This window comes from Blautia sp. AM47-4 (genome assembly GCF_003479865.1).
GTDB lineage: Bacteria > Bacillota > Clostridia > Lachnospirales > Lachnospiraceae > Fusicatenibacter > Fusicatenibacter saccharivorans.
Window position 1 is genome coordinate 1 of sequence record NZ_QUHY01000011.1, and the last position, 19,483, is coordinate 19,483.

18 protein-coding genes and 1 pseudogene are annotated in these 19,483 nt (G+C 47.7%); 15 read left to right on the plus strand and 4 right to left on the minus strand.

The features are described 5' to 3' along the window. Nucleotides 1-45 precede the first annotated feature (45 nt). From DW965_RS08980 to DW965_RS09000, 5 genes are all read left to right on the plus strand, one after another. On the plus strand, nucleotides 46-1,662 hold the full coding sequence (locus DW965_RS08980) for an IS66-like element ISRgn2 family transposase (RefSeq protein ID WP_119198295.1): 1,617 nt from the start codon (nucleotides 46-48) through the stop codon (nucleotides 1,660-1,662). 47 nt (nucleotides 1,663-1,709) lie between these two features. Continuing rightward, nucleotides 1,710-2,249, plus strand: coding sequence for a hypothetical protein (locus DW965_RS08985; protein WP_117805291.1), 540 nt, complete (start codon nucleotides 1,710-1,712; stop codon nucleotides 2,247-2,249). A gap of 396 nt (nucleotides 2,250-2,645) precedes the next feature. Further along, nucleotides 2,646-3,386 carry a hypothetical protein gene (locus tag DW965_RS08990; RefSeq protein WP_022461191.1) on the plus strand — a complete coding sequence of 247 codons (741 nt, stop codon included), beginning with the start codon at nucleotides 2,646-2,648 and terminating at the stop codon, nucleotides 3,384-3,386. 267 nt (nucleotides 3,387-3,653) lie between these two features. Continuing rightward, nucleotides 3,654-4,364, plus strand: coding sequence for a hypothetical protein (locus DW965_RS08995; RefSeq protein WP_117805290.1), 711 nt, complete (start codon nucleotides 3,654-3,656; stop codon nucleotides 4,362-4,364). 323 nt (nucleotides 4,365-4,687) lie between these two features. After that, complete coding sequence (locus tag DW965_RS09000) at nucleotides 4,688-5,296, plus strand: hypothetical protein (RefSeq protein ID WP_147326134.1); 609 nt, start codon at nucleotides 4,688-4,690, stop codon at nucleotides 5,294-5,296. 90 nt (nucleotides 5,297-5,386) lie between these two features. Here DW965_RS09000 and DW965_RS09005 read toward each other — a convergent pair whose 3' ends face one another. Next, nucleotides 5,387-6,172 carry a type III pantothenate kinase gene (locus DW965_RS09005; protein ID WP_022461121.1) on the minus strand — a complete coding sequence of 262 codons (786 nt, stop codon included), beginning with the start codon at nucleotides 6,170-6,172 and terminating at the stop codon, nucleotides 5,387-5,389. A gap of 165 nt (nucleotides 6,173-6,337) precedes the next feature. On the opposite strand from DW965_RS09005, the gene coaBC reads away from it, so the two are divergent. From coaBC to DW965_RS09020, 4 genes are all read left to right on the plus strand, one after another. Beyond that, complete coding sequence (coaBC, locus tag DW965_RS09010; protein ID WP_117801651.1) at nucleotides 6,338-7,534, plus strand: bifunctional phosphopantothenoylcysteine decarboxylase/phosphopantothenate--cysteine ligase CoaBC; 1,197 nt, start codon at nucleotides 6,338-6,340, stop codon at nucleotides 7,532-7,534. 205 nt (nucleotides 7,535-7,739) lie between these two features. Next, a complete protein-coding gene (locus DW965_RS09015) occupies nucleotides 7,740-8,510 on the plus strand; it encodes a TatD family hydrolase (RefSeq protein WP_117805289.1) in 771 nt (256 codons plus the stop codon). Nucleotides 8,511-8,595: 85 nt separating this feature from the next. Next, nucleotides 8,596-9,465, plus strand: a complete 870-nt coding sequence (locus DW965_RS19120) for a hypothetical protein (RefSeq protein WP_158582823.1) — start codon at nucleotides 8,596-8,598, stop codon at nucleotides 9,463-9,465. After that, nucleotides 9,414-10,598, plus strand: a complete 1,185-nt coding sequence (locus DW965_RS09020) for an NlpC/P60 family protein (protein WP_158582825.1) — start codon at nucleotides 9,414-9,416, stop codon at nucleotides 10,596-10,598. Before DW965_RS19120 ends, DW965_RS09020 begins: the two co-directional genes overlap by 52 nt. Here DW965_RS09020 and DW965_RS09025 read toward each other — a convergent pair. After that, complete coding sequence (locus DW965_RS09025) at nucleotides 10,580-11,428, minus strand: LD-carboxypeptidase (RefSeq protein ID WP_119198297.1); 849 nt, start codon at nucleotides 11,426-11,428, stop codon at nucleotides 10,580-10,582. The two genes, DW965_RS09020 and DW965_RS09025, sit on opposite strands and share 19 nt — an antisense overlap. Nucleotides 11,429-11,560: 132 nt before the next feature. After that, nucleotides 11,561-12,595, minus strand: a complete 1,035-nt coding sequence (locus tag DW965_RS09030) for a threonine aldolase family protein (RefSeq protein ID WP_119198298.1) — start codon at nucleotides 12,593-12,595, stop codon at nucleotides 11,561-11,563. Between the two features lie 20 nt (nucleotides 12,596-12,615). On the opposite strand from DW965_RS09030, the gene DW965_RS09035 reads away from it, so the two are divergent. The 5 genes and pseudogenes from DW965_RS09035 (at nucleotide 12,616) to DW965_RS09055 (ending at nucleotide 18,174) form a co-directional block, all read left to right on the plus strand. Further along, nucleotides 12,616-12,891, plus strand: a complete 276-nt coding sequence (locus DW965_RS09035; RefSeq protein WP_243036539.1) for a hypothetical protein — start codon at nucleotides 12,616-12,618, stop codon at nucleotides 12,889-12,891. A gap of 551 nt (nucleotides 12,892-13,442) precedes the next feature. Further along, the gene (locus tag DW965_RS09040; protein WP_022461597.1) at nucleotides 13,443-14,024 is read left to right on the plus strand and encodes a TetR/AcrR family transcriptional regulator; all 582 of its coding nucleotides are present in this window, start codon (nucleotides 13,443-13,445) and stop codon (nucleotides 14,022-14,024) included. Nucleotides 14,025-14,049: 25 nt separating this feature from the next. Next, nucleotides 14,050-15,410 (plus strand): annotated as a pseudogene (locus DW965_RS09045) (alpha-amylase family glycosyl hydrolase). A 14-nt stretch (nucleotides 15,411-15,424) separates the two neighbouring features. Continuing rightward, nucleotides 15,425-17,395 (plus strand): 1,4-alpha-glucan branching protein GlgB, encoded by a 1,971-nt coding sequence (gene glgB / locus DW965_RS09050; protein ID WP_119198299.1) that lies wholly within the window; start codon nucleotides 15,425-15,427, stop codon nucleotides 17,393-17,395. A 113-nt stretch (nucleotides 17,396-17,508) separates the two neighbouring features. Next, entirely contained in the window at nucleotides 17,509-18,174 is a 666-nt protein-coding gene (locus DW965_RS09055; protein WP_243036540.1) for an MBL fold metallo-hydrolase, read from the plus strand. A 22-nt stretch (nucleotides 18,175-18,196) separates the two neighbouring features. On the opposite strand, the gene DW965_RS09060 is transcribed toward DW965_RS09055, so the two are convergent. Further along, nucleotides 18,197-18,658: a hypothetical protein gene (locus DW965_RS09060; RefSeq protein WP_117813422.1), complete on the minus strand. Its 462-nt coding sequence runs from the start codon at nucleotides 18,656-18,658 to the stop codon at nucleotides 18,197-18,199. Nucleotides 18,659-18,873: 215 nt separating this feature from the next. On the opposite strand from DW965_RS09060, the gene DW965_RS09065 reads away from it, so the two are divergent. Continuing rightward, entirely contained in the window at nucleotides 18,874-19,182 is a 309-nt protein-coding gene (locus DW965_RS09065; protein ID WP_119198300.1) for a GNAT family N-acetyltransferase, read from the plus strand. Nucleotides 19,183-19,483 lie beyond the last annotated feature (301 nt).

Here is a 19,483-nt window from a genome sequence, read left to right on the forward strand (position 1 = left end):
CTTTTTATGGTATAATAAGAGCAGTGAAAAAGGAGCAGAAAACATATGGCTGGCAATTCAAAAGATTCAAAAATCCTTGCGTACAAGGACATGATCAACCAACTGAATAAGACGATTTCCACACAGACAGAACTGATCCAGTCTTTACAAAAAACATTGGAAGCAGACCGGCTGGAAAAAGAAAACCTTCGTCAGCAGATTGAATATCTCACGAAGAAACTTTTTGGTACTTCCAGTGAAAAACGGAAAGATATCGATGGCCAGTTGAATCTTTTTGATGAAGCCGAGCAGGAAGCAGACCCAACATGGGAACAGGAACTTCCTGATGACATCACTGTTCCGGAACATAAGAGAAAAGCAAGACGGACACATGCTGATCTCTTTAAAAATGTTCCTTCCTGCGACGAGATCATTTCTCTTCCGGAGGAGGAGCGAAACTGTCCAACCTGCGGAACGCAGATGGAATGTATTGGGAAAGAATTCGTCCGCCATGAATTTCGTTTTACCCCTGCCAAGGGAAAAGTAGTAAATATCTATCGTGAAACCTATAAATGCCCGGAGTGTGCCATATCAGAGGAACATCCGGATGATCAGACATTTGTCAAAGCCCCTGTTCAGGAACCATTGATCCCGGAAAGTTATGCATCGGAATACGTTGTCGGATGGGCAATGCACCAGAAGTACCAGAATGGTCTGCCGTTAAACAGGCGGGAAGAGGACTGGAAGCAACTGGGTGTCCCATTAAGCCGGGCTACGCTTGCTAACTGGATCATTTACTGTGCCGAGAATTATCTCCGTCATGTTTATGATTATTTTCACCGTCAGTTACGGATGCGTAAATATCTGATGGCAGATGAAACCCGGGTTCAGGTACTGAATGAGCCGGAGCGTAATCCTGAAACGGATTCCTGGATGTGGCTCTTCCGCAGTGGAGAAGATGGACTTCCGCCGATCCTGCTCTACCATTACACAGAGACAAGGGCAAAGTTCCATGCAGCATCTTTCCTACAGGGGTTCAGCGGATATCTGGAGACGGATGGATACCAGGGTTATAATAATCTGCCGGACATCAAACGCTGCTCTTGCTGGGCACATGTGAGACGTTACTTCACAGATGCCATACCGAAAGGGAAAGAGTATGATTACAGCCTTCCGGCAGTGCAGGGAGTACAGTTCTGTTCCAAGCTGTTTGATTGTGAGCGGTACTCAAAAGCAAAAAATCACACTGCGGAGCAGAGAAAACAATTTCGTCTTGAAAAGGAGAAGCCAATACTGGAGGCATTCTGGAATTGGCTGGATCAACAGCGCCCAAACAAAGGAACCCGTTTGGCGAAAGCGGTAAACTATGCCCAAAATCGGAAAGACACCCTGATGACTTATCTGGAAGACGGTCATTGCAGTTTGTCCAATAATCTTAGCGAGAATGCAATCAGGCCATTCACTGTCGGCCGGAAGAACTGGCTGTTCAGTGCCAGTCCGAAAGGAGCTGCCTCCAGTGCTATTGTGTATACAATGGTCGAGATGGCAAAAGCGAATGATCTGAATACCTATAAATATCTGACATATCTCTTATCACAGCGGCCAGACGATAAAATGTCAGATGAACAGTTGGAACAGCTTGCCCCATGGAGCGAGACTGCGAAAACGAACTGTCAAAACTAAAATAGAGTAAAACGCTTGCATCTATCATTTTGGTGCAAGCGTAATTCATGAGTAACGTAGCAATATTTTGCGCTTACGAAGAACTTGTACAGCAACTAAAAGCATTGTTAGAGATAACATTGAAATTTGAAGATGTATATAGAACAGAATATGTATTGAATCGCCAGGAAATCAGTGTTTTGACAGAAATAGCACTTATTTATTGGGGGAAAAAAGATTATCAAATGGCGTTGGAAATCTATCACTTTATAGACGACAGATATAGTGATAGCTGTATAAAGCCAGTATTTCATATGTTAGATTGGAATATGAATATAGCGAATTATGCAAGAGCACTGGATGAATTAAAATATTTTAAGGAGGCTATGTGCACATGTCAAAAAGCTGTTCAGCAGATGCTGTATGCAGGCAAGGGTGCATCTTTAGGATATTGCTTGATGATTCAGGCGTGCATTATGGAAGAAGAAGGAAAAGAAGTATGTAAAAAATATTTTAAACAAAACTTGAATCTGCTCAAGCTGTATAAAATGGATGCAGATTACAAGGTAATGAAAAATTATGTAGAGGAAAGAAATTTGTTAAATTAATGATCATTATCATTTGGAGGGAGTGGAGCTGAAGTTGTTGAAAATGGTGGAAATTTGGGTGCAGGAATAGTAATAGTTATATGAGAAAATATTAGGAAGATAAGTAATAATTTTTTGAATGTTTTTTTCATAGAAGATCTCGCTTTCGTTAAGTAAAATAATATATCTATAAAATATATGAAAAAAAATAAAAAGTTTATGATGTTAGATGGTTTTTTTATTTTCATTTAACATCATAAACTTTTTGGGCTTTTAAGTAAAGAAATGTGAAAAACTGAATCCAGGCTTTAAATGAGCCTAGGCTAACAGGCAAAATGAAGGAAGGAGAAAAGTCCAATGCAGAAGAGAATTAATAGCAGTGATTAATTTTGCAAATCGAAAGAGAGGGAGTTATTTATGCAAGAAAGATTGAAAAATGCGTTAACAGCAATCGGCTTCTGTATGTTAGCTTTGGTGATGACTAGTGTATTTGCTACAACAGTAAAAGCAGAAACAAATGCAGAATTAAAAAACAGAGTGTATGAAGAGGTTTTAAACAATCACATCACGAATGAAAGTGACGTAATTAAGGTTGCAATTGAACAATATCAGGAAAAACAGATGAAGACCCGCGCCATTGATGCAAAGCCGGATGATTATTTGTCAATCACACAGGTAGTGGATGAAAATGGCAGCGAGCAGGATATTATTTCAACGGGTTTGTTGATTGTAGACGAGCATCAGCAAAGAGTAGCAATCACTGATATTGTAAGCAATACGGGGCAGCTTAGCCAGTACAGCATTTATGCAACCATGAAAGTATCCGTGACAAATGACCGTCAGGCATTAAAGGTACGAATTAATTGGTTTGAAACAACACTGAACTACGGAACCTCTATGAAAGCAAGTAGTTTAATGCAGACATCCAAATATTCACCAGAGGTGGGATTCCAGTATGATGATATTACAAAAACAATTTCAAATCCTGCTGGAGGAACCCCATATCACTATACTCCAAATAATACGCAGATGATTACATATTCGACTTTAGAGTGTGGACGGTCCTGTCGTTCGTATATTAAAGCTGGAACCTCAAGTTTGAATATTGCTTATTGTGTTATATCTTCAGCCCCGGGAGGCCGCTGGGAGAGAGCTTAAGCAAAACTCGATTATCAGAACAAGCGAACTAATTGAAAATAGACGCTCCCCTTGCGTTATAGATACTGGGGGAGCGTTTTTTAATAGCGGTAGAGAATTTCTATAAGGGATGTTGTTGCTTTTTCTTTGATTTAAATCGAATGCATAAGAAAAATGTAAGAAAATTTTCACCAAACGTCATAGATTTTCAGAAGAATATATGGTAGTATAGGGCTAACAAAAAAAGTATGTGAAAAAAATAACAAAACGGAAAGGAGATGCAGGTGTATGAATAAAAAATTAGCAGGTATTTTTGCAATATGCGCTCTGTTGCTGACTGGATGTCAGGGAGCGAAAGAGAGCAGCAAGGAAATTACGCCGCCGGATACCGGATGGGGAAAAACAGTGGATGAAGTGCTTGCCGACTGGAATTTAGATCGGGATCAGGTGGAAATTTTCTCTGAGACCGAAAGTGCAGCCGCGATCGCAGTAGATACAGAAGCCACTGTTTTCGGCGAGAAAACTTCCAGAGTCATGTTTCAGTTTATCAACCTCGATCAGACCGGAGCGACGGGAAAACCGGTATTGTGCGAAGTAGACATCACCTACCCGGATGATGCCGATATGGATACCGTGAAAAAAGAAATGGAAAAATCCTACGGAAGTTCCAAAGACTCCATTACCCGCTACGAACTGTACCAGTCGCTGGGCGACGATCAGCTCCCGGAATACACTTACAAAAAAGCAGATCAGCTTGCCGTCTGGTCCGGCGAGAGCCTGAAAGATGCGATTCCTTCCGATAAGAGCACCGAATACGAAACCGCCTGGGAAGCATACCAGCCTGGCCTTACCACCGACAACTGGGAGAACTACACCGAACAGGCAAGCATGGCAACCGCCGTATGCGCATCCGGCGCAGAAGCATTTCCAATGTTTGAAAAAAACGGTGTCAGCCTCGAAGCTTATCCGGGACTGGTATATGAGCAGGTGAAAAAGTAATATGAAATGTAACTATTCAGAGCCATGCGAAATGGAAGAAAATCGTGAATCATGCTTGCATGAATGAACGGTTTTCTGGAATTTCATATGGCGAGAAGCAACATCGAGATGCAGCGCAAGCGGAATCGAGATGGGGTTCTGAATAGTTACTATGAAATAAGAAAGTCATAAACTCCCGGCAGTGCCGGGAGTTTTTCCGTGCATAGGGAGAAGGAAAAGAGTGTGTCCCGGAAAAATTCATGATATACTGAAAAGAGAAAATTCAACTTTTGGAAGGTTCCCGGAATGTCTGTTTTGGAAGAGAGGTGATTTCCTTGAAACGTATGAAAAAGAGAAAAATCACTGTGTTAGCTGGAGTGATCCTTTGCGTGATTGCAGGATGTCTGGTAAAAAGAATGACGGCGGTGTATACACAGAAAGAAAATCCCATTGGTCCTGAGCGGGGTACGACAGATGTTTTCCTGACGGCAGCAGATTTCATCTCAGAAAAATCGGATCAGGAACTGCTGCAGGAAATCGAAACCTTTGATACGGACAAAGCCGAGATGATTTATCTTTATATCCCGGAAGACACCGGAGCCGGAATGTCCTTTGCGATCACGCGCGAGGATCATCCGGAGGAGATGGACGAAATTCTCTCGACCATTTACGGAGAAAAAATTTCCTGCCAGAAGCCAAAACAGGTATTCAACATGACAGAGAGGATTTTGTATGATTATAACTGGTATGTTCTGATCTACGATCATGAGATGAATCAGATGGCGCTTGTATTTCTGTATTCCGATGATGTGATTGTATACAATGGTCATGTACTTCAGACAACAGAAACGTATGATGAAAGCATTCGCCCGTGTATTTTAAAACTGAAAGAGGAGAATCAGGAAAAACTGAAAAGCGGAGAGGCAACACAAAGAAGGGTTGCGATTCCATAGAAAAATAGAGAAAAGCGTGCCTGGAGAACAGACACGCTTTTTAACGTCATGCAGAATGAAAAAGTCTGATGAATATTTGGAAGTACGATTTTAATTTGCACAATTCCGCTCACACAGGAACGCCAGCCCTTTCAGCAGAAGGTTCGGGTCATAGATATGAGGATGTAAAACGAGCGGTTCGACGAAGCGTGCCGCGCCGCCGGTGAGGATGAGGGTGGCGGGGGAGCCGAGTTCGGCTTCGATGCGCTGGACCATTCCGTCGAGCATCGCGGCCATGCCGACGATGGTGCCGGAGAGAATGCATTCTTCGGTGTTTCTGCCAATGATGCGTTTCGGGATCTGGAGGTCGAGCCGCGGGAGCTGGGCGGTCCGCTCGGAGAGGGCGCCAAGTCCCATATCGAGTCCCGGTGCGATGGCGCCGCCGCAGAAGACGCTGTTTTCCCGGATGACATTGAAGGTCGTCGCTGTTCCAAGATCCACGGTGATGACCGGCAGCGGATAATGTGCGGCGGCCCAGGCTGCATCAACGAGGCGGTCGCGGCCTACTTTTTCCGGTTCCGGGATGGAAAATGTCATGCCGAGATCACTTTCGGATGTGACGAGCAGCGGTTCTGTGCCGAACAGATTACGGACACATTCCTGCAGAAGCGTCAGAACCGACGGAACAACGCTGGAAATGATGACGCCCCGAAAGTCGGACGGGGAAAGATTCTTGTCTTCAAAAAGCTGCTCGATCGCAGATTCATACTGGCTGGCAGACCAGGTGTGGTTGATGTCAATCCGGGCTGTGAATTCGAGGGAATACGCTTGCTGCGGTGCGATCCGGACGCCGCCGAGCGTAACGGTTGTGTTCCCGATATCAATGGCTAAAATCATAAAAATACCTCGCGATTATTTTAAAAGTAGAGCTCTTTTGTACTTTTATTATAAAGCCTTTTTGCATCAATGGCAAACAGGATTGGTTGTAATCTGTTTTTCTGTCTGCTATACTAAAACTATCATAGGAAAAAAGTTGCTTCGAGGCAGCAGAACGGAGTTACAATGGAAAATCTTGACGGAAAATGTGTTGTACTTGGTGTGACAGGCGGAATTGCCGCCTATAAAATGGCAAATGTGGCGAGCGGTCTTCGGAAAGCCGGAGCAGACGTGCATGTCATCATGACCGAAAACGCGACGCAGTTCATCACCCCGCTGACGTTCGAGACGCTGACCAACAACCGCTGCGTGGTCGATACGTTTGCGCGTGATTTTAAATATGAGGTGACGCATATTTCGCTGGCAAAAGCGGCGGATCTGATTATGATTGCCCCGGCTACCGCCAATGTGATTGCAAAAATGGCACACGGCATTGCAGATGATATGCTGACAACGGTGGTGCTCGCAGCGAAGTGCAAAAAGCTGGTCTCTCCGGCGATGAATACGGCGATGCTGGAAAATCCGATTACGCAGGATAATCTGGCGACGCTGAAAAAATACGGTTTCGGCATCATCGAGCCGACCGTGGGAATGCTGGCGTGCAAGGACGTCGGAAAAGGAAAACTGCCGGACCCGGAGGTGCTGCTCGATTATATCGCGATGGAGCTTGCCCGCGAAAAGACGCTCGCTGGTGTGCGTGTCACCGTGACTGCAGGCCCGACGCAGGAATCCCTCGATCCGGTGCGGTATCTGACGAACCATAGCAGCGGCCGCATGGGATACGCGATTGCGCGGGAGGCGATGCTCCGCGGCGCGCAGGTAACGCTGATTTCCGGCCCGGTTTCATTAGCCCCGGTTCCAGGCGTTGCGATGCGACCGGTGACGACGGCGAAGGACATGCTGGAGGCGGTGCGGGAGACATTGCCGGAGACAGACATTCTGATCAAGGCGGCCGCAGTTGCCGATTACCGGCCTGCGACAGTGGCGGATCAGAAGATCAAAAAGCAAGACGGCGACATGAGTATTCCGCTGGAGCGCACCGATGATATTCTGGGATGGGTGGAAAAGAACCGTCATCCGGGTCTGTTTGTGTGCGGATTTTCGATGGAAACGGAGAATATGGTGGAAAACTCGCGCGCGAAGCTGGAGAAGAAGCATCTCGACATGATCGCGGCGAACAATCTGAAGACGGAGGGCGCCGGCTTCGGTGTGGCGACGAATGTGGTGACGCTGATCACGAAGGACGGCATCAAGGAGCTTCCGCTGATGGGAAAAGACGAAGTGGCTGGCTGCCTGCTGGACGAGATTGCGGCACGGCGGTGATCTTATCGGAATCCGGCATATTTTTTCGTTTCCTGGTTGACGCGGGAAAAATGAATGCGTTATAATAAGCACAGGCGCAGCGGCGCACTTTACTTTTACGAAAACAACGAACGATAGGATAGATAAATGTGGAAACGGAAACAGGGGAAGGCTATGCAGAGCTTTCTTCCGTTTCTGTTTCGTTTTTTTAAGGAGAAATTCGGATATGATATTTGAAACACATGCACATTATGACGATGAGAAATTTGATGAAGACCGCGCAGAGCTGCTTTCCTCGATGCAGGAAAACGGGATCGGGCGTATCATCAATGTCTCGGCAAATCTGGAATCACTGGAAAATACAAGAAAACTGATGGAAGCGTATCCGTTCATCTACGGCGCGTTCGGCCTTCACCCGGATGAGGTGGGCGATCTGAACGAGGACGTGATGGCGCGGATGCGGGAACTCTGCCGCATGGAAAAGGCGGTCGCGGTCGGTGAGATTGGCCTTGACTATTACTGGGACAAGGAGAATCATGAGAAGCAGGAATACTGGTTCCGCCGTCAGATTGCGCTTGCTCGGGAAGAAAAACTTCCGATGATTATTCACAGCAGGGCGGCGGCGGCCGATACGCTCCGCGTCATGAAAGAAGAAAAATCGGAGGAGATCGGCGGCGTCATTCATTGTTTTTCCTACTCTGTGGAGATGGCAGAGGAATACCTGAAAATGGGATTTTATCTTGGCATTGGCGGCGTGGTGACGTTCAAAAATGTAAAGAAGATCAAAGAAGTGGTTCAGATGGCTCCGATGGAGCGCATTCTGCTGGAAACAGACAGTCCGTATCTGGCACCGGTTCCGTACCGGGGAAAACGAAATTCATCTCTGTATCTGCCGTACGTTGTGCAGGAGATCGCAGAACTCAAGGGAATTTCGGAAGAAGAAGTCATTGAGACGACAGAAAAAAATGCGGTCAGACTGTTTCGAGCAGAGGAATAGGAAGCGATACCAGAGGTGTTTCTTCTGTTTTATTTGTTCGGATCAATTCCGTCTGGCCGGACAAATTGAATAGGAGAAAGCGAAAATGGTTGATAAAACAATGATGGGCGACAAATGCGCCGAGCTGGTGCGCGCCGCGATGATCGGTGCGCTCGCAGTGACACTGGGAAACCCGACAGCCGTTTATGCAGCAGAAGAGGAAACGGCCGATCCGGGACAGATTGGAATTGAGATTGCAGGGGAAGCAGCCGTTGGGGCTGCTTCTTTTTGCGTGGAGGAAGATGCGGCGGAGGAGGCACCTGCGGAAGCGGAAGAGGTGACAGAACCGGAAGGTACGCAGAATGATGAGATGGAAGAGGAAAGTGGATCCGAGGGAAAAGAAGATGAGACAGTCCCGGAGGAACCGGAACCGCAGGAGCCTGACGGCGGAGAGAATGCAGGAATGACGGAACCGGGAAAAACGGGCGAGACAGAACCAGAGGGGCCGGAAAATGCAGAACCGGGAGAGGCAGGCGAGACAGAGCCAGAGGAGCCGGAAAATCCAGAACCGGGAGATCAGGGAGACATGCCGGAAACACCGGGAAACAGTGAAATGGATGGATCGTGGCCGGGCGAAGGGGAAGATATTTCCAACGATCCATGGCCGGGGCAGGAAGAAATCGGCGGCGGAGATGGGGAGCAGATGGACCGCCGGAGGAAGAAAACGGATCTGCAGGAAGTGATGATGCAACTGGTGGGGACAAGACGGCAGAAGTCTCTTCGGATTCTGATTTATCACAGTCTGCGGAACCGCCAGCCGCTGAGGCTGAACCCGTCTTTTCGGCAGAGCAGGAAGCTGAGCGTACGCGGGAAAGCTACAGTGAGTGGCAGGCGGCAGAAGCTGAAAAAGTCACGATTTCCCGTATGCCGTGGCTGTTTCATACGGTTGAAAAAACATATGCTATCGCCGATGTGAATTCCTGGCTTCACGTCCGCGAAGGAAAAGGCACAAATCAGAAAATCGTCGGAATCCTGCCGAAGGGAAGCCTCTGTTATATTTTAGCGGATGCGGATTCTGACTGGGTTTATGTGGAATCCGGCGATGTCCGTGGATTTGTCTGCGCGCGGTATCTCCTGCGCGGAGAAGAGGCTGAAAAAGAGGTAAACCGTTGGCAGGAGGAAAGTTTTCCCATGGCGGAAATGTGGGTGAAGCCATGGAATAATAAGGCGTACACCTATACATATGCAACGACGAGAACACTTCTTTCTTCTGACGAAGCGCGCGGCGAGGTCCTGCAGTACGCGAAAAAATTCCTGGGAAATCCGTACGTCTGGGGCGGGACGAGTCTTACAAACGGCTGCGACTGTTCCGGCTTTGCCCAGCAGATTTTTGCTAATTTCGGGTATACCCTTCCGAGAACCTCACGCCAGCAGGCGAAAGCTGGAACACGCATTCCGGTGCAGGAGGCAAAGCCTGGTGACCTGCTGTTTTACCAGCGGGAGAGCGGGTTTATTTACCATGTCATGATTTATCTCGGTGATGGAAAAGTAATCCACGCTGGAAGCGAGGCGACGGGGATTCTGATTTCAGATTTTAACTATGAGAAATCGACAGAATTTGCTGTGCGGGTGATTTCGGAGGAAATACGTGAGAGCAAAGTAGAAACGGGAGATGTGGATAATGGGAGAAAAGAAGGAAACTCTGTGGATAACCAGACAACAGAAAACGGGAATGGTGGAAAACAGAAGGCGGGAGCAGAAAATGTGCAGAATACAAGTGCAGAAAACAGTACCGCAGGTGATCGGTTGGAAAGCGCTTCGGGAAAATATCTCGGCAATTTTAAACTGACCGCTTACTGCAACTGCGCCGTTTGCTGTGGCCGCTGGGCGGGCGGCCCGACCGCATCCGGAAAAATGCCGGTGCAGGGCCGGACCATTGCAACCGGCGTTCTGCCGTTTGGAACGAAGCTGAATATCGGCGGAAAAATTTACACGGTCGAGGACCGCGGCACGCCGTACGGCCACATTGATATCTATATGGAACGCCATGCAGACGCAGAGGAGTTCGGCGTGCGCTACGCGGATGTATATCAGTCAGAAGAAATCTGATAAAATTTGCCGATCACGGCGGCATGTGCATCCGTGCCGTGGCCGATATACGGAGTCCTTGCAATCGGGAGATCCGGTCCGGCCGCCTGGCGGACAAGCTGCGGCATATCCGGCGTCAGCTGGTCGCGTTCCATCTGGGAAAATGTTCCGAGGAGAATACCATTGATCTGTTCAAAGGCATGCATCATTTTCAGCTGGGACAGAAACGTAACCATCTGCGGAACGCCGCCGCCCATGGCTTCGAGGAGCAGGATTTTTCCGCGGAAATCCGGCTGAAAATCCGTTCCGGCGAGCTTCAGAAAACAGCGGATATTTCCGCCGATCATCACACCTTCCATGTGATCGCCCTGCAGAAATGTGCAAGGGAGGTCGAAGAGGCTGGGAGACTGCCCGGAAAAAGCGTTTTGGAACAGAGTGATCTGTTCGGCGCTGTGGTCGTACAGCAGATTTCGAACCTGATACAGCATCGACTCATTTCCAGTCGCAGTCGTGACAGCATTGACAATCGTTGTGAGATCACTGTATCCCCAGAAGCGCTTGCCGGAGGCGGCGATGACAGAAAAATCCAGATACGGCAGAACTTCATTCGCCATATCGCCGCCGGAAACATCAAAAATATCCGTGATTTCTGGGTCACAGTAAAGGTTCATCAATGTATCCGCCCGCTCCGCGCCCGTGCCGGAAAAGCCGGAACCGTTGTCGAAGAGGCAGGGGCTTAAAACAGGATCGAAGCCCAGCTTCCGCAGAATCTGACAGAGACGCGCCAGATCGGCGGAAAAGGAAGGATGCATGGGGTTGGAGCAGGCGGTAATACCAATTTTATGAGACATAAAGATTCCTTTCTCGGAGTAAAACAAGGAAAAATCTGCATTTTCGTGGCACACCGGTACAGCTTTTTCTTTGAATTTGCAAAGCAGATTTAGAGATCGCCGGTGTTTGCAGAATGCCGTTTTGGACAAAAATTATAAAGCTTTGAGGTCATCAATCAGTGTCTGCACTTCCTCTTCCGTCGTTGCCCAGCTGGTGCAGAACCGCGCAATATTTCCGCCGTCCGCGGATTTCCCCATTGGCTCGAAAATATAGCGTTTTTCTAGGGTTTCCTTCTGCGCATCGGTGAGAATCACAAACTGCTGATTCGTAAAACTCTCCACCCAGAATGGAATCCCCTGCGCCGCAAATGCTTTGCGGAGTTTCATGGCAAGTTCATCGGCGCGGCGTGTCGCAGTAAAATAAAGATCATGCCCCAGCAGGCAGTGGAACTGCAGTCCGAGCAGCCATCCCTTTGCGAGAACAGCGCCGTTCTGTTTCATGTAGGCTTTGAACCGCTTTTTCAGCGAGTCAGCTGTAAGCACAACGGCCTCACCAAACAGCGCACCGCATTTCGTTCCGCCGAAATAGAAAACATCTGTGAGAGCAGCGAGATCCTCGAGAGAAACATCATTCTTTTCTGATCCAAGCCCGTATCCAAGCCGTGCCCCGTCCACAAACAGATACATATCATACTTCCGGCAGACCTCGTGAATCTTCGTCAGCTCCTGCAGCGAATACAGCGTTCCCTGCTCAGTCGGAAATGAAAGATATACCATCTTCGGCTCCGTCAGATACTCCGGCTCACCGCCTTCATAATAAGCCGCCGCACACGCCGCAATCTGTTCCGCCGAAATTTTACCATCCGTATTCGGCAGCTCCAGAATCTTATGCCCGGTATTTTCAATCGAAGCCGCCTCATGGCAGTTAATATGTCCAGTATCCGCCGCAATCACACTCTGCACCGGCGAAAGCGCTGCCGCCGTCACAATAAAATTCGCCTGCGTCGCCCCCGGAAAAAAATGAACCGCCGCATCCGCACAACGAATCTTCTCCCGAATCAGCTCCGCAGCCTTCTCACACCATTCATCTTCGCCATATCCGCCATAACTGTTCCCGTTAATCGAAGCCAGTGCCTCCAGAATTTCCGGGTGTGCACCGTGATTGTAGTCATTATTAAATCGTATCATCAGTTTACGTTCTCCTTAATTTGAATTTGAAAAATGCTGTTTCCATTATACGACATCCGAAGGAAAACAGCAATTGGAGAACAAAAAGAGAAAATGCAAAAAATGCAGAAGGAGGATTATCTGCATCGTACAATATTGGAGCAAGATATTTTATCCGTGAAATTTTAAAACCCTTACCGGCAACGGAAAGGTCTTTGCTGGAGGCAAAAGTTCCTGCAGTAAAGAGTAGAACCTCATGTGTTTATGCGGATTTGAGAGACTTAATTTCAGAAATGGAACTGCGAAAAGCAGCATAAACACAGGCAGATATACTGTGGACTACCTGTTATGTGGAGACCTGCCGTATCCGGCATGGAAGAAGCGCGTATCCGCGCAAGATCTAAGAAACAGGCGTATCCGCCGATATTTTGTCTGCCGCCTAAAGCGGTTTGAAGCACGTGACTTTAGTCATGTGAGGTTCAGTTCGTATAAAAACAGTATCGGAAAATAAGAAAAGAACCGACAGAGAAATCTGAGAACTAAACTAAAGATTTCCCCGCCGGTTCTTTTTCTATGCATCTATTTTCATCCATTATATATTTCGCATTGACTTTTTATATACCGATTGGTATAATGATAACAGAAACACACATAAGAAACCTGCAAAATCCAACAAAATTCGTCAAAATTGCCAAAAACTCACGCAATTCGACCATCACACACAAAAGCAGACTTCTTAAATACAAAATCAACAAAAGCATTTTAAACCAAAACAAATGCCAACTCACACGTAACAAACAACCACCCAAACACACCGCGGCCAGGCGAACTCCAGAGAGCGTCCCTTCCGCAACAAAGAGGATTCAAAATGGACAATCGTCAGCTAATCATGAACTCAGCTCTGACCCTCTTCTACGAAAGCGGGTACGACGCCGTCGGTGTTCAGCAGATCGTAGACTCCGCCGGAGTATCCAAACCAACCCTGTACTATTACTTCGGCAGCAAACAAGGCCTCCTCGAAGCCCTGCTAAACGAGCACTTTCAGCCTATGGAACAAAAACTCATCGAAGCCTCCGAAACCGGGAAAAACATCCCCGAAAAACTGTACCGCATCGCGCGTGCCTTCTTCAACGGAGCCTCCGAAGACCCGAAATTCCATATGCTGATGATGGCACTGTTCTATTCCGGAAGAAAAAGCGAAGGCTTCCGCACCGTATACCCCATGATTGACCGGTTCTATCACCTGTGCGTCGACGTCTTCGACAACGCCAGCGCCGAACTCGGCAACATGAACGGCCGTCAGGAACAATTCGCCGTAGGCTTCTCCGGAATCCTGATGCACTACCTGATGATGACAGCAGGAGATCAATCCGATCTTTCCAACCTCGTCGTCCGGGACGAAGAAGTCTACCGTCTGGTACACCAGTTCATGTATGGAATTTACTCATAACCCAAAAACAAGGAGGACAAACAAAATGGCACCATGGTATGAAGAGGCAGAATTTTATCACATCTATCCGATCGGACTGACCGGCGCGCGAGAAAAAATGAATCGGAAGAAACCGTACACCGCTTTTCCACACTGGAACAGTGGCTTCCGCACATCGCAGATCTCGGTTGTACCGCAATCTATATCGGCCCCTTGTTTGAATCAACCACACATGGATACGACACAAAAGATTACAAACAGGTAGACCGCCGCTTAGGCGACAACGCGGACTTTGCCGCATACGTAAAAAAAGCCCACGAACTCGGCATCAAAGTCGTCGTAGACGGTGTCTTCAACCACACCGGCCGCGAATTCTTTGCCTTCCGCGACATTCAGGAAAAAAGAGAACAGTCCCCGTACTGCGGATGGTACAAAGGAATCTGGTTCGGCGGAAACACCTGCTATAACGACGGATTCTCCTACGAAGCATGGAGAAACTGCTTCGAACTCGTCAACCTGAATCTCCAGAACCAGCAGGTCCGCGACTATCTCCTTGATGTCATCGACTTCTGGATCGACGAATTCGACATCGACGGCATCCGTCTCGACTGCGCCGACTGCCTGGATTTCGGCTTCATGGAGCAGATGCGCGCACGCACATCCGCCAAAAAACAGGACTTCTGGCTGATGGGCGAAGTCATCCACGGCGACTATGCGCGCTACATCGGAGACGGCCAGCATCTGCTGCACAGTGTCACAAACTACGAGCTTCACAAAGGACTTTATTCGGGACATAACGATTATAACTACTTCGAAATTGCACATACGATCCGCCGCGAATTTGACGAAAACGGCGGCATTTACAAAGGAAAGAAACTGTACAGCTTCGTTGACAATCACGACGTAGACCGTCTGGCCAGCAAGCTGAACGTAAAAGAAAACATGATTCCAATTTATGCGCTGCTGTACTTCCTGCCGGGCATCCCGTCCATCTATTACGGATCGGAATTCGGCATCGAGGGAAGAAAAGAAGGCGGAAACGACGATCCGCTGCGTCCGGCGCTGAATCTGGAAGAACTGGAGAAAAATCCGCCGGCAGAAAAACTTCCGGCATGGATCAAAACATTATCAGACGTCAGAAAAAAACATCCTGCAGCACGAACGGGAAGATACCGCGAACTCATGCTGACCAACCGCCAGTATGCCTTTGCACGCCTGGATGAGACAGACGCTCTGATCACAGCAGTAAATAATGATGAAAACCAGAGTGCGGGAGTCTGGATTCCTGCATCTTGCGACGGAACATGGAAAAACGCGGTAACCGGAGAAGCCATTTCTCCAGAAAATGGAAAACTTTTTGTTGAAGTACCTCCGTGCGGCTGTGTTCTGATTGAAAAAGAAGCATAAAGGGGATTTTTTCTATGAAGGAAACTGCGAAAACAACGGCAAAAACAACAGCGAAAACCAGAAAAGCGCCAAAAAAACCGGCGGGCTATCAGCCAAGATTTTCTGAACTGGATCAGTACTTATTTGGCCAGGCAACCCATTACGATATTTTCCGGAAAATGGGTGCGCACCTGGACAAAAAAGACGGCAAAGTAGGAGCCTGGTTCACCGTATGGGCTCCGCATGCGGCGGAAGTATCTGTCATCGGCGAATTCAACGGCTGGGATGCCCATGCCAATGTGATGCGGAAAGTCGGCGAGAACGGCGTTTATGAAGTGTTCGTTCCGGGCGTGACCGAGGGAATGATGTATAAATATTACATCCGCACACCGGACGGAAGAGAACTGTACAAAGCAGATCCATACGCATTTACATCCGAAAAACGGCCGGGTACCGCGTCAAAAGTAGCGGAAATCGAAGGCTACCGCTGGGGTGACAGCGAATGGCTGACGAACCGCAAAAAATTTGACGTTCAGAAATCCGCGCTCTCTATCTACGAAGTGCACCCGGGCTCCTGGATGAAACATCCATGGTCCGAATCCAACCCGGACGGATTTTACAATTACGTTCAGTTCGCACATTCGCTTGCCGATTACGTAAAAAAAATGGGCTATACCCACGTAGAGCTGATGGGAATTGCAGAGCATCCGTTTGACGGTTCCTGGGGCTATCAGGTAACGGGCTATTACGCACCGACCTCCCGCTACGGAACACCGAAAGAGTTTAAATATCTTGTTGATTATCTGCATAAAAATAAAATCGGTGTTATTCTGGACTGGGTACCGGCACATTTCCCGAAAGATGCGCACGGCCTTGCTGATTTTGATGGCCAGCCGTTGTATGAGTACGCCGACCCGAGAAAGGGCGAGCACCCGGAGTGGGGAACGAAGATCTTTGATTACGGAAAAAATGAAGTGAAAAACTTTATGCTGGCAAATGCGCTTTATTGGGTAGAAGAGTACCACGTAGACGGTCTCCGTGTCGATGCTGTTGCTTCGATGCTGTATCTCGACTACGGAAAAGAGCCGGGCCAGTGGGTGCCGAACAAGAACGGCGGAAATGAAAATCTCGAAGCCGTCGAGTTCTTCAAACACCTGAATACCCTGGTGCGCGGACGAAACAAAGGTGTCATCATGATTGCCGAGGAGTCCACAACGTGGCCGAAGGTAACGGGAAGCGTAGAGGACGGCGGCCTGCATTTCTCCTACAAATGGAACATGGGATGGATGCATGACTTCCTCGATTACATGAAGCTCGATCCATACTTCCGCAAATACAACCATAACAAGATGACCTTCGGCATGACCTATGCATTTTCCGAGAACTACATTCTGGTGCTCTCGCACGATGAGGTTGTCCACTTGAAATGCTCGATGATCAATAAAATGCCGGGCGATCTGAAGGAAAAATTCCAGAACCTGATGGTAGGCTATGCTTTCATGTTCGGGCACCCGGGCAAAAAACTTCTGTTCATGGGACAGGATTTCGGACAGCTCCGCGAGTGGAGCGAGGAACGCGAGATCGACTGGTTCCTGCTGGCAGATGAGGGGCATCAGCATCTGCAGACCTTCTTTAGTGACCTGCTGAAAATGTACCGCAAGTACCCGGCACTCTACGCGAACGACTGCGGCTACGAAGGCTTCCAGTGGATCAATGCCAACGACGGCGACCGCAGCATTTACAGCTTCGTCCGCTGGTCACCGACAGGCAAGAACAATCTGCTGTTTGTCTGCAACTTCACACCAGTCGAGAGACCGGACTACATGTGCGGCGTACCGCGCAAAAAACAGTACCGCCTGGTACTCGACAGCTCCGACGTCAAATACGGCGGCCCGACCGAAAAACGCCAGGTAGCCTACCGTGCCAAAGAGGGAGAATGCGATGGCCAGCCATATCGGATTGCATATGCACTTCCGGCGTATGGTGTGGCGGTGTTCAGCTTCTAAAATAAGATAGCTACTAATTTTCATTAATATCATGACCGGCAGAGAATGAAAGAGATTTCATAAATCTGTCGGTCATTGTGTTTTGCGTTCGAAGGAAAAGAGGTGCTGATTGAATGAAGAACGAAAGAAAAGAGCCGATACAGATTCCGCACATCCAGACAATCAACGATCACATTTCCTATCTTACACCGACAGAACATCCACTTTCGGCAAATGTTGTGATCATCGAGGGTGATGCATTTTTCTGGGTATATGACGTGGGAAATCATCCTGCGGTTTCAGAAATTCTGCAGGAAAAGTCAGAACAGACAGGAAAAAAAATTCGGGTGATTTTATCCCATTTTCATCCCGACCATATTGGGAATCTGTCGGAGATTTCGTGCGAAGCGGTTTACCAGGGGAAAAATACGTTTCGTTATACAAAAACAGGAACTGTGATAGAAGAAGATACGTGGTTTCAGGACGGTGACGTGCGGTTACATTTATTTCCGATTCCATCGAGTCATGCCAAAGGATCGCTTGCATTGGAAGTGGATGAGACGTGGTGCTTTCTCGGGGATGCGGCATATGCGACGCAGAAAAACGGACAGACCGTTTATAATGCCGAGCGCCTGCTGGCAGAAATCCGAGTTCTGAAAAACGTGCGTGCGCCGTATTTTCTCCTGAGCCACAGCGAACCGTTTCAGCAGAACCAAGAGGATGTGCTGGAATGGATGGAAGCGATTTATGAGAAACGGAAACGAGATGAATCATATATAAAAACACCCCAGCGCGTATGACAGGGAGTCCTTCGAGGCTGAATCAGGTATGCCACTTCGGCAATTCACTTTCTTTCACTGGAACTGATTCAAGATCCATATTTGACCAATATGAGCCGATATCTGAACTTGTGAAGTATTCAAAATTGCCCGTGGAAGATTTCAGCTTTCCGTTCTTGACTCCATTGCAGACATAAACCAGTTCGTAGTTTGTCCCATCCGAAAGGTTAAATCGAAAACTGGTCACATCTGCTCCTGTGATTTCCTCGACTTGTTTGTCTGTCAATGATAAGTTTTCAAACATATGATACAAGTCTGTTATATCAGTTTTTGCAACGACTATTTTCTTTTCTGCTGATACCGGTGCTCCCGCATAGTGGTACATTTCGATATTTTCAACATCTCCAACTTCAAAAGGAAAGTCGATATGGACCGTTTCTTTGCTACAGCCGACCAGTACCATCATTAAAATCAGAAAGGATATCAAATTTGTCGCTTTTTTCATATCATTGCACTCCTCGTCATGTTTTTGACAGGTCAAGAGTTCAAAAATCCTCTTGCAAGCGAGCTTGCATTAGCTTTTTGAGCCTGGTATCATGATGATTTGAGTATATCATAGTTTAACCGAATCAAACAAGTCCCCTGCTTCCATTGCGCGAAGCAATAAGCAGGGGGTTGGGACTTACTTGATTCGGTTAAAAAAACAAGGGAGATGAAAAAATGAATGAAATTATAGCTTTACAGAAATATGAAAACGAAGCACAACTTGCAAAAGAGCTGATTCGAGGCTTTTGGCTGGCTCATGGTGATTATGTTATAACCGACGAAGAGGCCGCGGAGAATCTTGCTGCCTGGACAGACAAAGGGCATGTGTTTTATTTTATCTTAAAAGAAGAGATCCCCATTGGATTTGTGCATCTCGGAAGCCGCGGGGCGGAAGTTGACTGGATCGAAGATCTTTTCGTACTTCCGGAATACCAGGGAAATGGATACGGAAGTCATGCGATTGCGCTGGTCGAAGCGAGATAAAAAAGTATTCTGAATCTGTCTATCTTGAGGTAGCTGCGCGAAATTTTGGAGCGATGAAACTCTATCATAGATTGGGATATCATTGCCTGAACACTGTGACGTTACGCAAAGATTTTCAACCGGAGAATTTTGAAGTGATTCGCAGCGAAGAGCTTTTGGGGTATCCGTTGGAAGTTAAGAAGTATATTAAGTAGAATCTCACGCCGATTTGCGCAGCAAATCCAGACCTCCCCACCGCCCGCCTCAATGTCAGCCCGGAAGTGCACCTGTGTCGTCTGGGACTGTGCCCCAGGGCACAGTC